The organism is Janthinobacterium sp. PSPC3-1 (assembly GCF_049896105.1).
Classification (GTDB): Bacteria; Pseudomonadota; Gammaproteobacteria; order Burkholderiales; family Burkholderiaceae_D; genus Janthinobacterium.
Genome location: NZ_JAFCTQ010000006.1, coordinates 157,540 through 173,572 on the forward strand (window position 1 = coordinate 157,540; position 16,033 = coordinate 173,572).

Below are 16,033 nucleotides of genomic sequence, written 5' to 3' on the forward strand. Positions count from 1 at the left end.
CAGAATTGCTGTCCGGTATCGACACGATGTCCATGCCGCCTGACCGTTCTCTGGATGCTTACATGAAAATCTCTCATCGTCTCTCCTTGCTGTTGTTGTCGGCCGGCCTGCTGGGCAGCGCCGCTGCCCAAGCCGCCACCAGTTATTTCCGTTTCCCTGCCGTGCGCGGCGACACCGTGGTCTTCACCGCCGAAGGCGACTTGTGGAAAAGCAGCGTGCAGGGCGGCCCCGCCCAGCGCCTGACCACCCATCCCGGCTATGAAACCAATGCGGCGATCTCGCGCGACGGCCAGTGGCTGGCGTTTTCGGCCTCGTATGAAGGGGCGCAGGACGCCTATGTGATGCCGCTGGCGGGCGGCTTGCCGCGCCGCATCTCGTATGACAATGGCGGCGTGCTGGTGCTGGGCTGGACGGCGCAGGGCGAAGTGCTGATCAGCACGCAAAATACCGATGGCCCCGCCTCGCGGCGCATCGTCGCCGCCATCGATCCCGTCAAGCTCACGCGGCGCGTGTTCCCGGTCGCCGACGCCAACGACGCCGTGCTCGACGATGCGGGCAAGACGCTGTTCTTCACGCGCTTCGGTCTCGCCATGACCAACGACAATGTGCGCAACTACCGCGGTGGCGCGCATGCCCAGCTGTGGCGCTATGAGCTGGACGGCAAGAACGAGGCGGTGCCCCTGCATGCGGACGCCGCTGTACGTGACGGCAACAACAAGCGCCCCATGTGGTGGCAGGGCAGGGTCTATTACATCAGCGACGAGAGCGGCAGCGACAATCTGTGGAGCATGCTGCCGGACGGCTCGGACCGCCGCGCGATCACCGGCCACACGCAGTGGGACGTGCGCAATGCCTCGCTGGGCGACGGCAAGATCGTGTATCAGCTGGGCGCGGACTTGCAGGTGCTGGATCTGGCGGCGGGCACGGACTCGCCGCCATTGCCGATCAGCCTGGTCTCGGACTTCGACCAGCAGCGCGCGCGCCAGGTGCGTTCGCCATTGGATACGCTGTCGAATGTGCAGCTGTCCGGCAAGGATGAGCGGATTATCCTCACCGCGCGCGGACGGGTCAGCATCGCCGGCACCGGCAGCCAGCGCCGGGTCGATATCGCGATTCCCGAAGGCGCCCGCGCGCGCGACGCCGTCTTCAGCAGCGATGAAAAATTCGTCTACGCCATCGTCGACACCAGCGGCGAAAACGAGATCTGGCGCTATGCGGCCGACGGTTCCGGTCCCGGCGAACGCCTGACCACCGCGGGCGACAGCCACCGCTGGAAACTGTATCCGTCGCCGGACGGGCGCTATCTGGCGCACAGCGACAAGAAGGGCCGCTTCTGGTTGCTGGACCTGGCGACCAAGGCCAATCAGTTGATCGACGACGCGGGCAAGGCCGGCGTCGACAAGCACGACGAGGTGCAATGGTCGCCCGACAGCCGCAACCTGGCGCTGGTGCGGGTGGCCAGCAACGAGCAGCGCGAACAGATCGGCCTGTACAACCTGGCCAGCAAGGAATTGCATTTCGTTACCAGTGACCGCTATACCTCGGGCTCGCCCATGTTTTCGCCCGATGGCCGCTGGCTGTATTTTCTGTCGGCGCGCAATTTCCAGCTGGCCAATGGCTCGCCCTGGGGTGACCGCAACATGGGGCCCGTGTTCGACAAGCGGGTCGGCGTGTATGCGCTGGCGCTGCAGCCAGGCAACCGTTTTCCTTTCCAGCCCGACGATGAGCTGAGCCGTCCCGGCGTGAAGCCAGCGGAAACGGACGATGAAAAGGCGGCCGAACTGGCGGCCGAAAAGGCGCTGGAAAAAGCGGGTGGCAAGCCGGCCGTGAAAAAGGCGCCGGCCAGCTTGCCGGCGATTATTACCAATGGCCTGGCGGCGCGGCTGTACGAAGTGCCGCTGGCGGCCGGCAACTACACGGCGCTGGCGGTGGACGACAAGCGCCTGTATTTCCTGGACCGCGACGGCGCGGACAACAAGGCCAGCCTGAAGACCTTGGCGATCGGCAACACCGGTTCCAAGCCCGAACTGCTGGTGGCAAATGTGCGCGAGTTCGACCTGGCGCAGGACAAGAAACATCTGTACTACCGTACTGCGGCGGAGACCGGACCCGGCGAGATGCTGGTGATCGAGGCGGGCGCCAAGCTGCCGACCGACCTGACGAAAGCCAAGGTGAAGGTCGACGACTGGACCTTTGTGTCGAATCCGCGCCTGGAATGGAAGCAGATGTTCAACGACGCCTGGCGTCTGCACCGCGACTTTTTGTACGACGCCAGGATGCGCGGCGTCGACTGGACGGCCGCACGCAACAAATATGCGCCGCTGGTCGAGCGCGTGACCGACCGCGCCGAACTCAACGACCTGCTGGGCATGATGGTGGCCGAAGTGGGCGCCCTGCATTCGCAGATCCGCCCCGGCGAATTGCGCCGCACGGAACAGGAAGGCGCGCCGGCCGGCCTGGGCGCCGTCCTCGCGCGCGGCAAGGACGGCTATGTGGTCGAGCATATCTACCGCAGCGAACCGGAACTGCCGTCCGAGCGCGCGCCACTGTCGCGCCCGGACGTGGACGTCAGGGAAGGCGACGTGATCACCGCCGTCAATGGCAAGCCGGCCCTGGGGGCGCGCGATATCAGCGACCTGCTGCTGAACCAGGCCGGCAAGCAGGTGTTGCTGCAGGTGAAACGGGGTGGCTCCGCGCCACGCGCCGTGATCGTCACGCCGGTCGACATGGCGAAACAGACGGCGCTGCGCTACGGCGACTGGGAGCTGAGCCGCGCCGAACAGGTGGCGGCCAGCTCGCAAGGGCGCATCGGCTATCTGCATTTGCGCGCCATGGGCGCGCGCGATATCGCCTCGTTCGCGCGCGATTTTTATGCCAATATCAACCGCGACGGCCTGATCATCGACGTGCGCCGCAATAACGGCGGCAATATCGACAGCTGGATCATCGAAAAGCTGCTGCGCAAGGCCTGGGCCTTCTGGGCGCCGCCCGGCGTGCAGCCGTCGTCGAACATGCAGAACACCTTCCGTGGCCATCTGGTGGTGCTGGTCGACGAGCTGACCTATTCCGACGGCGAGACTTTTGCCGCCGGCATCAAGGCATTGAAACTGGCGCCGCTGGTGGGCAAGCGCACGGCCGGCGCCGGCGTCTGGCTCAGCGACAATACCCGATTGCTGGACAACGGCATGGCGCGCGTGGCGGAAAACGGCCAGTTCGGCCCGGACGGCCAGTGGCTGATCGAAGGCGTGGGTGTGGTGCCCGATGTGGAGGTGGAAAACCCGCCGCACGCCACCTTCAACGGCGCCGACCGCCAGCTGGAAGTGGCTTTGGAGATGCTGGCCAGGAAGCTGAAAGAGCAGCCGCTGCGCCAGTTCCAGGCGCAGCCGATACCGGCCCTGAAGCGCTAAAGGCTGGCGGCGGCGCGGAACTGCTGCGCGCGGCGGCGCGATACCTCGACTTGCGTGCCGTCGGCCAGCAGCAGTTCCAGGCCATCGGCCGCATTCGCCGTCACCTGTTTCACGTGCGCCAGGTTGACGATCTGGCGCCGGTTGGCGCGCAGGAACTGGGCCGGGTCCAGCCGTTCTTCGAGCTGGTTCAGCGAGCGCGGCATCAGTGGCTGTTGCGAGCCGAAATGCACGCGCGCGTAATTGCCTTCCGAGGTGAACAGCATGATGTCGGCCAGCGCCACGAACCAGCAGCGCTCGCCATCCTTGATAAAGATCTTGCGCGCTGCCGATGCCGGCAGCGCCTGAACTCGGGCACCGGCGCGCGCCAGTGCCGTGGCCAGGCGCTGCGCCTGCACCGGCTTTTGCAGGTAGTCGAGGGCGCTCACTTCAAACGCCTGCAGCGCGTACTGGTCGTAGGCGGTGCAGAAGATCACGTCGGGCGCGTGGTCGAGCGCGGCCAATAAATCAAAACCCGAGCCGCCCGGCATCTGCACGTCGAGCAGCAGCAAATCCGGTTGCAGCGCCGCGATCTGCGCCATCGCCTCCAAGGCGCTGGCCGCCTCGCCGGCGATCTCCACCGAGGGATGGGCTTGCAACAGGCGCCGCAATTCGGCGCGCGCCAGGCGTTCGTCGTCGACCAGCAGGACGCGCAAGCGGCTCATGGCTGCGGCAACAGCAGCACGGCATGCACGGCGCCGTCGCGTTCATCGAGCGACAGCGTGGCCGCAGGGCCCAGCGCCAGATGCAGGCGCTGGCGCACGTTGGCCAGCCCGGTACGAGGCGAACCCGATGGCGCGCGCAGCACTCCCGTGTTGCTCACCGTGATGATGACGCCGTCATGGTGGCGCCTGGCGCTGATGGCGATCTCGCTGCCATGCAAACACGGTTCGACGCCATGCTTGACGGCGTTTTCCACCAGCGTCTGCAATGCCATCGGCGGGATGCGCACGGCGGCGAGTCCCGCCTCAAACGCCAGGGTCACGCGCAGCCGCGCTTCGAAGCGGATCGCCTCGATCGCCAGGTAGGTTTGCACCGCCTGCCATTCGTCGGCCAGCGGCACGGTGTCGTGCCGGTTCGATTGCAGCGTGTAGCGCATCAGCGCGGCCAGCTGGTCGACCATGCCGGCGGCCGCTGCCTGGTTTTCAAACACCAGCGCGCGCACGCTGTTGAGGCTATTGAAAAAGAAATGCGGGTTGACCTGGGCCTGCAGCGCGCGCAGCTCGGCGTCCTTGGCCAGCACTTCCAGGCGCAGCGCTTCGGCTTCGAAGCGGCTGGCGCGGCGCAGCGACTGCACCATCGAATACAGCACGGTCCAGACCAGGAAGGTCGTGAACCAGGAAATCAGCGCCGACGGCAGCCAGTTCAGGCTGGTGACCGGGCCGAACGGCTGCAGCACCACGTAACCCAGTCCCGCCAGCGCGCACTGCGCCAGCGCCAGCGGCATCAGGGCGGGCAGCACATACTGCCAGGCGAAGCGGCCGTGGATCCAGCCGCGCCGTTGCAGCACGCGGCGCCAGGCCATCGACAGCAGCAGCCCGCTGGCGGCGCCCCACCAGCAGACACCGAGGATGGCCCAGCTCAGAGGCGCGCGGCTCAGGCTCAGCAAACTCAGCATTGCAGCGATGTTCCAGCCCGCCAGCTGGAAGATCCAGTACCAGTTCAAGCGGGCGAGCAGGGGCGGCGAATGTTTCATGCAAAGGGCAGGCGGCTCAGTTCAGGAATTGTTCGATCTGGCCATGCAGCCAGTCGGGATCATCGTACATGATGAAGTGGCGCGCCGCATCGCTCATGACGACCCGCACGCCCGGCAGCTGCTGGTACTGGCTGCGGAACACGGCTTCGGTGGCGGCGCGCGGCGCATAATCCTTGTAGGCGATCCAGGTGCCCAGCACCAGCGTGGGCGAGGCGATCCGCGCCACGTCCTGGCGCAAATCCGTGCCGATCAGGGTGGCCATCGTGTCGATCACCGTGTTCCTGTCCGAGCGCGCGCCCCAGTCCAGGATGCGCGCCACGTCGTCCGGCTTGCCGGCCATGCTGGCGACCGAACGGCGCTGGCCTTCGGCAAAGCCGGCGCCATCCTGCGCGCGCATGGCGCTGCGCATCTGCGCAGCCATGCCTTGCAGCTGTTCCGGCGTGATGCTTGGCAACTGGGCCGCGCCCAGCGCCGGCAGCGAGTCGACGATGATCAGTTTCCCCGCCTGCCGCGGATGGCCGATGGCCAGTTTGAGCGCCAGGAAGCCGCCCAGGCTGTGGCCGATAATGGCCGGCTTTCCCAGTTGATGATCGCGGATATAGGCCGCCAGCTGCGTTTCGGCCTGCGCCAGCAAATCTCCTTCGATCTTCGGCACACCGGCAAAACCGGCCAGCGTCAGGACATGGCACTGGCGCTGCGGGCGAGCGTCGCCGCACAGGCGCGCGACCGTGGCTTGCCACACCTCGCCGGAGGAGGCCAGGCCGGGAATCAGGATCACGGGCGCGCCCTGGCCGGTGACGGCGACCTGGAAGGCCGTGCGGGCGGATACGGGCGCAGCCTGGGCGGCGCAGGCGATGGCCAGGGTGGTGAAAAAGGCGGCGCAGCGGCGCAGCAGGAAGAGGGTCATGGCAGGCTCCGGGTAAGTGATCGACAGGCCGATCTTGGCGAAGCGCGCTGCGCTTGGCTACTGCCAGGTGATGAGTGGCGATACCGCGGGATGAACGGCGCCGCCGCCCTCAGATCCACTCCTCCTGGTCTACGCCATCGTCGGCATGGTAGCTCAGGTATTGCACCATTCTTGGCACGTCGCCGAGGTTGGGCGTGGCGCAATGGGGCAGGGCCTGGTGCCAGATGATGAAGTCGCCGGCCTGGCCCGGCACTGCCACCGGCCGCAGCTGCTGCAGCGCCCACTCGCGCGGATTGTGGCCGGGCGGTACCGTCGCCAGCCAGTCGCCGATGCGGTGCTGGAAGCCCGGCACGCAGTGAAACGCGCCATGGCTGGCGGCGCAGTCGCCCAGGTACAGCAGGCCTTGCAGCTTGAACGGGATCGGCAAGGCCAGGCTGGTATCCCAGTGCAGCGGGCTGCCCGTGAAGCAGGTGTCCGCGGCTTGCGGCGGATTGAAGCTGACCTTGTCGATGGTCGGATAAATCGCCTCGCTGCGATACAGTTGCTGGTAGGCGCGCCGGATGCGCGGCTGGTGGCGGATGGTTTCCAGCGCCGGATGGTCGGAAAACTGCAGCATGAAGCCCACCTTGCCCGGGTGCGCCCGGTACCAGGACGCGCGGTCATCGAGGCTGGCGCCCAGGTAGTCCCAGATCGCGGCCTGCGCCGCCGCGCATTGGGTTTTTGGCACGGCGCCGCGCAGCACCACGTAGCCGTTGCGCTCCCAGAATTGCAGCTCATCGAAGGACAGCACGTCGTCGACGATGTCAAACGCGTGGGCCGGCCGCGCGCGCGTGCGCACCGTGGTCCAGGCCAGGAATGCGTCCAGCGATGGCCGCTGGTGGAACAGGAACTGCAGCGCATCGTCCATGAAGATGCCGCGCGCGTACAGCGCCCTGACTTCCTGCTGATGCCGCGCCGGCGTGGCGGCGCCCTTGTCACCGGCCGGGCCGGCGCTGCGCTGCCACAGGCTGCGCAGCAATGGCATGTCATCCATCATGGCGTCTCCATCACGACGCGCGCAGCCGGCGCCACAAGGTGGTGCGGCTGATGCCCAGGTGTTGCGCGGCCGCGTCGCGCCGGCCGCCGAAGCGGGCCAGCACTTCGGCCGCGCTTTCTTCGCGCGCGGACAGCGTCGCCGCCGGCAAGGAAGGGGATTGCGGCACGCTGTCGCCGCTCGCGCCCAACTCCGGCGCCACGGCCAGCATAAAGGCCGGTGTCAGCGCCTGCAGCGGTTCGGCCGCCAGGAACAGGGCCAGCCGTTCGGCCAGGTTGCGCAGTTCGCGCACATTGCCGGGCCAGCCGTAGCGGCGCAGCAGCGGCGCGCAGGCCAGCAGCTCGGCATGCAGGTTCGGCTGCGGGCGCGCGCCCAGCGCGGCCAGCGCGGTTTTCAGCGACCACTCCATCAGGCCGGCGATGTCGCCCGCGCGCTCGCGCAGCGCCGGCAGCTGCAGACGCAGCACGGCCAGGCGGTAGAACAGGTCGGCCCGGAAGCGTCCTTCGCGGATGCGCTGCTCCAGGTCGCAGTGGGTGGCGCTGATGATGCGCACGTGAATCGGGATCGGCCGCGTGCCGCCGACGCGCACCACTTCGCGCTCTTCCAGCACGCGCAGCAAGCGCGTTTGCAAAGGCAGGGGCATTTCGCCGATTTCATCCAGGAACAGGGTGCCGTGGTTGGCCGCCTCGAACAGGCCCGCGTGGCCGCCGCGGCGCGCGCCCGTAAACGCGCCGTCCTCGTGGCCGAACAGTTCCGATTCCAGCAGGGATTCGGCGATGGCGCCGCAATTGATGGCGACAAACGGCCGGTTGACGCCCAGGTTGCGCGGGCTTTCGCGGTGGATCGCCTGCGCCACCAGTTCCTTGCCGGTGCCCGTCTCGCCCTGGATCAGCACCGTCGCCGGCGATTTGCCGAACAGGACCACCGACTGGCGCAACGCTTCCATCGTGTCGGACTCGCCGCGCAAATCGTGCAGGCCATGGCGCGCGCGCTGCACTTCGCCGGCGGGCGCGCGCTTGCCGCGGTTCGCTTCGAGCTGGGTCAGGCGCGCCAGTTCCAGCGCATCGTCGAAGGCGCGCCGGATCGCCGTGGCCGAATACACGAACACGGCCGCCAGCCCGGCCTCTTCGGCCAGGTCGGTCACCAGGCCGGCGCCGACGATGGCTTTCACACCGGCCGCCTTGAGTTCATTGATCTGCGCGCGCGCGTCTTCTTCGGTGGCATAGCTGCGCTGCGCGATGCGAAAGCCGAAGGTGGATGCGAATTCGGCCAGTTCCGGCATCGTATCCTGGTAGGTCACCACGCCGATCTGCGGCGAGATGCGGCGCGCGCGCGCCAGCGCCTGCATCACGTCGTAGCCGCTGGCCTTGGCGATAATCACCGGCACCGACAGCCGGCCTTTCAGATAGGCGCCGTTCGAGCCGGCCGCGATCACGGCGTCGCAGCGTTCGACGGCCATGCGTTCGCGGATATGGCGCACGGCGTCGTCAAAGCCCAGGTTGATCGGCTCGATGGTGGCCAGGTGGTCGTATTCGAGGGTGATGTCGCGGAACAGGTCGAACAGGCGCGAGACCGAGACGGTCCAGATGACGGGCTTGTCGCGGTGGTCCAGCATGGGCAGGGAAGGGCGGCGCATGGGGCCGATTGTAAAGCATTTGCTTCGCTGCCTGACGGTGAAACAGGCAAGTGGTCTGTTGTATCGCCGGCACGCGCCATGGCTTGCGCGTCCCGCTCTGGCGTCAGTTGGAAAAATCCGGCGAAACTGGTTTATGATCTGTCAGCATCTTGTTGCCTGAATGCATACGTTTTCCGTCTTTTCAACCTTGTGGTGTCCATGAACCGCGTTCCGACCAGTCCTGATTTCATTGCCGATGCCTTGCAGCTGATTGCCTTGCCCGCCTGCGCCTGCGACGCCTGCGGCATGGTGGTGGCCGCCAATGACGCGCTGGCGCGCATGCTGGGCATGGATGTGTCGGGGCGGCTGCTGGCCGATTGTTTCAGCGACGCGTACCGCGCGTCCAGCACCAGCATGCTGCGCGCCGCGCTGGGGCCAAACGGGCGCGAGCGCGAATGGGACAGCTGCCTGCAGGGCGTCGATGCGCATATCGCGGTGCAGGTCTGGGCCAGGCCTTTGCTGCCGGCCGATGGCGCCGGCCTGGCTGGCGCCACCCTGGTGTTTGCCGACATCAGCGTGCAGCAGCGCGACCAGCAGGCGCTGCGCAAATCGCTGCTGGAACAGCAGGCCATCCTGGAAAGCGCGGCCGTCGGCATCCTGTTTTCACGCGATGGCGTGATCGAGGAATGCAATAGCCGCGCCGCCGAAATGCTCGGCTATGCGCGCCACCAGCTGACCGGCATGGCCGGCGTGGCGCTGTACCGCTCGCAGGAAGATTACGAGGCGCTGGGCCGCGAGGCCGGCCCGCTGCTGTCGATCGGCCGCTCCTTCAGCACCGAGCTGCAATTGCGGCGCCTTGACGGCAGCCTGTTCTGGAGCCGGCTGCACGGGCGCGCCGTCGATCCGCTCAATACGCAGGACGGCACGGTGTGGATCGTCGAGGACATCAGCGACCACCGGCGCGATGAAGACCAGCTGCGCCGGGCCATGGTGGAACAGCAGGCCATCCTCGACAACGCGTCGGTCGGCATCCTGTTTTCGCGTTCGCGCCAGGTCTTGCGCTGCAATCCGCGCTTTGCCGAGATGTTCGGCTATGCGCAGCAGGAGATGACGGGCATGCCGGCCGCCGCGCTGTTCCCCTCGCCCGAGGCGTATGCCGAATTTGGCGCGCTGGCCACGCCGCTGCTGGGGCAGGGCCTGCCGTACGAGCAGGAAGAGACGCAGTTCCGGCGCCGCGACGGCAGCCTGTTCTGGTGCCGCATCCGCGCCAAGGCGGTCGACCAGGAACGCAGCGAGCAGGGCACGATCTGGATACTGGAAGACGTCAGCGCCAGCCGCCAGACGCAGATGGAAGTGGCGGCCATCATGACCAATGCCTCGGTCAGCATCCTGTTTACCAAGAACCGGCTGATCACGCGCTACAACCTGGGCTTTGCCGAAATGTTCGGCTACAAGGGCGACGAGGCGCTGGGCCTGCCGGGACGGGCGCTGTACCTGTCGCAGGACGCCTACGACAGGCTGGGGGCGGCCGCCTTTCCCTTCCTGTCGGTGGGCAAGCCGTTCCAGACCGAAGTGGAAATGCAGCGCAAGGACGGCAGTACCTTGTGGGGCCAGCTGATCGCCTATGTCGTCAATCCGGACGATGCGGCGGCCGGCACCATCTGGATCATCGAAGACCGCACGGAAGCGAAGCGCGCCGAAGAGTCCCTGCGCAATGCGCTGCTGGAAAACCAGGCCATCCTCGACAGCGCCGTGCTGGGGATTTCGGTGATCGAAAACGGCTACAACCTGCATGCCAACAGCAAGATGGAAGAGCTGTTCGGCTATGGTCCCGGGCAGATCAACGGCCTGTCGGTGCAGGCGCTGTACCCGGACCTGGCGTCGTGGAAGGCGGCGCGCGGCGAGACGGCGCGCGACTTCGAGGCCGGCCGCGTGCACATGTCGGAATACCAGCTGGTGCGCAAGGACGGCAGCCGCTTCTGGGCGCGCCTGTCAGGACGCCCGTTCGACCTGGCGCATGCGCATGGCCGCTCGGTGTGGCTGGTCGACGACGTGACGGCGCGCCGCGAGGCGGCCGAAGCGGTGCTGCGCGCGCGCGACGAACTGGAATTGCGGGTGCGGGAGCGCACCGCCGAACTGGCCGGCGCCAACGCCCTGCTGCAGGGCGAGATCGCCGAGCGGCGCCAGGCCGAGGCGCGCGTGCACCACATGGCCTACCACGACAGCCTGACCGGCCTGCCGAACCGCGCGCTGCTGGCCGACCGCCTGGAGCGCGCCATGCTGGCCTCGCAGCGCTCGGGCCGCAAGCTGGCCGTGATGTTCATCGACCTGGACCGCTTCAAGAACATCAACGATTCGCTGGGCCACATGACGGGCGATATTCTGCTCAAGGACGTGGCGGCCCGGCTGTGCCGCGCGGTGCGCGCCAGCGACACGGTGGCGCGCCTGGGCGGCGATGAGTTCGTGGTGCTGGTGCCGGGCATCCGCGGCGCCGAAGAAGCGGCCACGGTGGCCGCCAAGATCATCGAGTCGCTGACGCCGGCGTTTCCGCTCGAGGGCCACGTGCTGCACATCACGCCGTCGATCGGCATCTGCCTGTATCCGGACGACGGCGCCGATGTCGACGCGCTGATGCGCCATGCCGACGCGGCCATGTATCACGCCAAGGCCAATGGCCGCAACAACTACCAGTTCTTCACGCAGAAGATGAACCAGGCGGCGGCGATCCACTTCGACCTGGAAAGCAGCCTGCGCACGGCGCTGGCGCAGGACCAGTTCGAGCTGTATTACCAGCCGGTGATCGATATCGCCACGCGTACCCTGCATGGCATGGAGGTGCTGCTGCGCTGGCGCCGGCCCGGCCATGGCCTGGTGATGCCGGACCGTTTCATTCCCATCCTGGAGGAGAACGGCATGATCGTGCCGGTCGGCGAATGGGTGATGCGCAAGGCCTGCGAACAGAGCATGGACTGGCTGCGCCAGGGCTTGCAGCCGGTGCCGCTGGCGGTCAACCTGTCGCCGCGCCAGTTCATGCATGCGGGCCTGGTGGCGTCGATCGCCGCCACCATCGAGGAAAGCGGCATCGCGCCCGGTCTGCTGGAGTTTGAAATCACCGAGACGGCGCTGATGCAGCAGGGCGAGCAGACCCTGGAGATCCTGCGCCAGATCAACGCCATGGGCTTGCGCCTGTCGATCGACGACTTTGGCACCGGTTACTCCAGCCTGGCCTACCTGAAGCGCTTTCCCGTCAAGAAGATCAAGATCGACCGCGCCTTCATCAAGGACCTGGAAACCAGCGCGGAAGACCGCGCCATCGTCTCGGCCATCATCGCGCTGGCCGACAGCCTGCAATTGTCGACCGTGGCCGAAGGGGTGGAGACGGAGCAGCAGTTCGCCCTGCTGCAGGACAAAGGCTGCCGCTATGCGCAGGGCTATCTGTTCTCGGCGCCGATGCCGGTGTCCAATGCCCAGGTACTGCTCGAACGAAGAACGAATTAATCGATGGTGGCGATCACCGGGGCGTGATCGGACGGCTGTTCCCACTTGCGGGGCACGCGGTCGATCACGCAGGCGCTGCAGCGGCCCGCCAGCGGCGCCGACAGCAGGATATGGTCGATGCGCAGGCCCTTGTTCAGGCGGAAGCCCAGCTGGCGGTAGTCCCACCAGCTGAAGGTTTTTTCGGCCTGCTCGAACAGGCGGAAGGAATCGACCAGGCCGAGGTCGAACAGGCGCTGCAGCGCGGCGCGTTCCTTGTCGGACACCAGCACCTGGCCGGCCCAGGCGACCGGGTCGTGCACGTCGCGGTCGTCCGGCGCGATATTGTAGTCGCCCACCACCGCCAGTTGCGGATGCGCGGCCGCTTCGTCGGCCAGCCAGTCATGCAGGGCGGCCAGCCAGCCCAGCTTGTATTCATACTTGTCCGAATCGACGCTCTGGCCGTTCGGCACATAGGCGCACACCACGCGCACGCCGCCGATGGTGGCGGCCAGGATGCGCTGCTGCGCGTCTTCGTAGCGGGGATTGTTCCTGACCACGTCCTCGATCGGCAGCTTGGACAGGATGGCCACGCCGTTATAGGTTTTCTGGCCGCTGAAGACCACCTGGTAGCCGGCCGCCGCGATCTCGGCGGCAGGGAATTTGTCGTCGGTCAGCTTGGTTTCTTGCAGGCACAAGATGTCGACCGGATTGTCGGCCAGCCACTGCAGCACTTGCGGCAGGCGCACTTTCAGCGAGTTGACGTTCCAGGTGGCTAATTTCATTTTTGACCTTATATTTAGTAATAATGCGGGTTTCAAGGGTGATAAATATTAAATATTGTGACTGGCTACAAATCTAGCTACAAATTTGAGGTGCGCCACAATGAACCCTGTTTCAGCCGCATGATACACGCGTTATTTAGCCGGCCTCACCGCCGCCACCACGCGCTCCACGCTGGCTGCGGTGATTCTGGTGGCGCCGACACCCACCTTGACCAGATCGAGATCGCCGCGATGGACCATGCGGTAGACAGTCGCCCGGCAGATTTCAAGCTTTGCCATCACAGTTGTTACTTTATACAGTAGTTGGTCCATTATTCGATTCCTTGTTGTTGCGGGTGTGGTGCTGGTGATTTCATTACTTTGATCAGGTCGAGCTGGCGCGGGTCGCTTTTGTCCAGCACGTAGATGTAGGTCATGCCGGCCGGCGAGCGGTCGTCGCAGTCCGGCTGGTCATTGGCCATGGCCAGCGCCGCAGCGGTAAAGCACACGCCCACGGAACGCTCGAACAGGCAGCCCTCGCAGCTGGGCGCTGCCGCCTCCTGGGCCTTGTAGCGCACGGCGGCCGGGTTGACCGGCTCGTCACGCTCGCCGCGCCATTTGTCGCTGGTGATGCATTTCGTCATGCGGCCCTCGCAAAGTGTTGTTCGTGTTGAAAGTTGGCGGCCACCAAGGCTCGCGCCAGCGGCGGGCAAACGCTGTTGCCGATCATGCGCACCTGCGCTTCCTTCGACAGTTTTTTGCCGTTATGCACCAGATCGAGAATGTAGGTCTCCGGGAAGCCCTGGGCGCGCGCCAGCTCGCGGGGCGTCAGCATGCGCATGCCGATGTCGACGATGGCGTAGTCTTCGCCGCGGATGGTCACCAGCCCGATGCGATCCTTGGTGGGGATGGTGTGCATCGGATCGGTCAGCGACTGATCCTGGCCACCTTCGCTGTAATACTTGATCAGGAAGGCGCGGACCTCGGCCACGTGGCCGCCGCCAGCCGTCAGCGTTGGGATGGGCTGCAGCACTTCCTGGCCGAACTGATTGTTTCGCAGCTTGACGATGGTGCTGGCCACAACGGAATGGTGATCCGATGTGGTGACCGTGCCGAACGGCACCGTCACCGCCGTGCCGACGACGCCGCTGTAGTGCTTTGCCAGCATCGCACTCACCAAAGCGAAGTGGCCACCCTTGATTTCGGCGCATTGCGTGCGGAGTGGTTCGGCCGCGCTAAAGTTGCGCTGGGTCGATCCGTTGGCATGCTCCGTCAGGAACGGCGCTCCGCCGGACGGCACGATAAAAGGGTCTTCGGCATTGACGATATACTTCATCACACCCTTGGCCACGCGCGCCAGCGTCTTGTCGGCCAGCGGTTTCTTGCGCGTGAAAATGCTTGGGCAAGGGATGGACCAGTCGATGCAATCAGCGGCCGTCAGCCATGGCTTCAGGCCTGACTGGGCGAAGCCCTTCAGCTTCGGATTGCCATGCGTCGGCACCGGCCAGCGAATGGCCAGGCCGTCGCGGCGCGCGAACACAAACAGGCGTTTGCGGATAGTCGGGGTGCCGAAGTCGCAGGCGCGCAGGATTTTGTACTCGACCTTGTAGCCAAGACCGCGATACAGGCACTCCATCGGGAAGTCGGCGCCCAGCGCCTCGTAAATTTCCGGTACGTCCGGATGATCGGCGGCGAGGCCTGTCGACAGCGCATCGATAAATGCCGCAAAGGTGCGGCCCTTTGCGCTGGCGATCGGGTTCCCCTCGTCGTCAAGTGGCCCCCAGTCGAGAAACTCCTCGACGTTTTCCAGTGCGATGCAGCGGGGCATCTGGAATGCGCCCCATTTGAGCGTTACCCAGGCCAGGCCCCTGATTTTCTTTTCCCGCGGCTTACCGCCTTTGGCCTTGCTATGGTGCTTGCAGTCGGGGCTGAACCACGCCAAGCCGATAGGGCGATTGCCAGTGATAAAGCCTGGGTGCACCGCGTACACGTCCTCTTGATGGTGGGCTGTGTATGGGTGGTTGGCGGCATGCAGGGCCAGCGCCTCGCCGTTGTGGTTGATTGCGACGTCGACCGGGCGCCCAAACGCCTGCTCGATCCCTTCGGATGCCCCTCCGCCGCCGGCAAAGTTGTCGATCAGCAGCTCACTGCCGAGATCGAGTGGAATCGTGAAATTGTCGCGTTTCATGCAAACATCCTTCCTTGTATTGCTTCCCGACTGAGCGCGGCTGCGCAGCGCGGATTTAACCAGACGATTTCCTCGCGGATGGCCGTTCCGCGCCCGGCGGAGATGCGTGCCTTCGTCGTGTGGCAGATCCAGCCATTGAGACGGCCTCGATACAGCGGCGAGTCGTATCCACTGAGGACCACGAAACCTTCCAGCTCGAGCAGACCGTCGAGCAGCTCGACATGGTCGAGGTTCGTCAACTCATGGTTGTAGGTGCGCCGGCTGCCAGTCATCACCCGGGTCTCGTGCATGTATGGCGGATCGACAAAATGTAGCGTGCTCGAGGTGTCATGCTTCCTCATCACGTCAAGCGCCGGCCGGTTTTCAATCAGCACGCCAGACATTCGCTGTCCAGCTGCTGCGATCGACGCTGGATAGGTAGCCCACAGGTGCTGCGCGGTACCATACTCGCGTTTGGTGTCGATGCGGAACCCGGTGTGGCCCTTGGTGGCGCCGGCGCTGCCGAAGCCCATCTGCGCCCGGATGCATAGGCGCCGCGCTAGTTCGACCTGGTCGGCCGTCGGCATCCAGGCTTGCTCGAACTCGGCACGAGCGTATGGTGTGCATACCAGCGCGTCGATCAGCTGCTGGCGCAGCACCGGATCGCGCAGCACGGTGAAGAAATTCACCACTGCCGAATCGAGGTCGTTATACACCTCGGCATAGACCCTGGGCTTCTGTAGCAGAACTCCGGCCGCGCCGCCGAAGGGCTCGACGTAGCATGTGTGCTCAGGAAAGAACGACAGGATCCAGGGCGCAAGCCGGAACTTGGCGCCGTGGTAGCGCAGCGCGGGATTGATCACCGTCGTCATGGCGCGCTCCGGACACATGCGATGCAGCGGCCGTACTGGCGCAGCTGGCGCGCGGTGCTGGA

Annotated in this window: 12 protein-coding genes; 2 read left to right on the forward strand and 10 right to left on the reverse strand. The window is 65.8% G+C overall.

Annotated elements, in window-relative coordinates; translation table 11 throughout:
- Nucleotides 1-62: 62 nt before the first annotated feature.
- Nucleotides 63-3,407, forward strand: a complete 3,345-nt coding sequence (locus tag ACP7B7_RS09310; RefSeq protein ID WP_426076486.1) for a S41 family peptidase — start codon at nucleotides 63-65, stop codon at nucleotides 3,405-3,407.
- Here the strand turns inward: ACP7B7_RS09310 and ACP7B7_RS09315 are convergent.
- The 5 genes from ACP7B7_RS09315 to prpR form a co-directional block, all read right to left on the reverse strand.
- Entirely contained in the window at nucleotides 3,404-4,108 is a 705-nt protein-coding gene (locus ACP7B7_RS09315) for a LytR/AlgR family response regulator transcription factor (protein ID WP_308922475.1), read from the reverse strand. The genes ACP7B7_RS09310 and ACP7B7_RS09315 overlap by 4 nt on opposite strands.
- On the reverse strand, nucleotides 4,105-5,139 hold the full coding sequence (locus tag ACP7B7_RS09320; RefSeq protein ID WP_308922474.1) for a sensor histidine kinase: 1,035 nt from the start codon (nucleotides 5,137-5,139) through the stop codon (nucleotides 4,105-4,107). The genes ACP7B7_RS09315 and ACP7B7_RS09320 overlap by 4 nt, the downstream gene beginning before the upstream one ends.
- Nucleotides 5,140-5,155: 16 nt before the next feature.
- Nucleotides 5,156-6,046, reverse strand: coding sequence for an alpha/beta fold hydrolase (locus tag ACP7B7_RS09325; protein ID WP_308922473.1), 891 nt, complete (start codon nucleotides 6,044-6,046; stop codon nucleotides 5,156-5,158).
- Nucleotides 6,047-6,155: 109 nt separating this feature from the next.
- Entirely contained in the window at nucleotides 6,156-7,082 is a 927-nt protein-coding gene (locus ACP7B7_RS09330) for a phytanoyl-CoA dioxygenase family protein (RefSeq protein ID WP_308922472.1), read from the reverse strand.
- 10 nt (nucleotides 7,083-7,092) lie between these two features.
- Nucleotides 7,093-8,715 (reverse strand): propionate catabolism operon regulatory protein PrpR, encoded by a 1,623-nt coding sequence (gene prpR / locus ACP7B7_RS09335; protein ID WP_308922471.1) that lies wholly within the window; start codon nucleotides 8,713-8,715, stop codon nucleotides 7,093-7,095.
- A gap of 198 nt (nucleotides 8,716-8,913) precedes the next feature.
- Here prpR and ACP7B7_RS09340 point away from each other — a divergent pair, with 198 nt between their 5' ends.
- Nucleotides 8,914-12,192, forward strand: coding sequence for an EAL domain-containing protein (locus ACP7B7_RS09340; protein WP_426076487.1), 3,279 nt, complete (start codon nucleotides 8,914-8,916; stop codon nucleotides 12,190-12,192).
- On the opposite strand, the gene xth is transcribed toward ACP7B7_RS09340, so the two are convergent.
- From xth to ACP7B7_RS09365, 5 genes are all read right to left on the reverse strand, one after another.
- Entirely contained in the window at nucleotides 12,189-12,953 is a 765-nt protein-coding gene (xth, locus tag ACP7B7_RS09345) for an exodeoxyribonuclease III (RefSeq protein ID WP_308922469.1), read from the reverse strand. The genes ACP7B7_RS09340 and xth overlap by 4 nt on opposite strands.
- A 132-nt stretch (nucleotides 12,954-13,085) precedes the next feature.
- Nucleotides 13,086-13,265, reverse strand: a complete 180-nt coding sequence (locus ACP7B7_RS09350) for a helix-turn-helix transcriptional regulator (RefSeq protein ID WP_426076488.1) — start codon at nucleotides 13,263-13,265, stop codon at nucleotides 13,086-13,088.
- On the reverse strand, nucleotides 13,265-13,576 hold the full coding sequence (locus ACP7B7_RS09355; RefSeq protein WP_426076489.1) for a hypothetical protein: 312 nt from the start codon (nucleotides 13,574-13,576) through the stop codon (nucleotides 13,265-13,267). Before ACP7B7_RS09355 ends, ACP7B7_RS09350 begins: the two co-directional genes overlap by 1 nt.
- Entirely contained in the window at nucleotides 13,573-15,120 is a 1,548-nt protein-coding gene (locus ACP7B7_RS09360; protein ID WP_426076490.1) for a DNA cytosine methyltransferase, read from the reverse strand. Before ACP7B7_RS09360 ends, ACP7B7_RS09355 begins: the two co-directional genes overlap by 4 nt.
- Nucleotides 15,117-15,971 (reverse strand): DNA adenine methylase, encoded by an 855-nt coding sequence (locus ACP7B7_RS09365; RefSeq protein WP_426076491.1) that lies wholly within the window; start codon nucleotides 15,969-15,971, stop codon nucleotides 15,117-15,119. Before ACP7B7_RS09365 ends, ACP7B7_RS09360 begins: the two co-directional genes overlap by 4 nt.
- Nucleotides 15,972-16,033 lie beyond the last annotated feature (62 nt).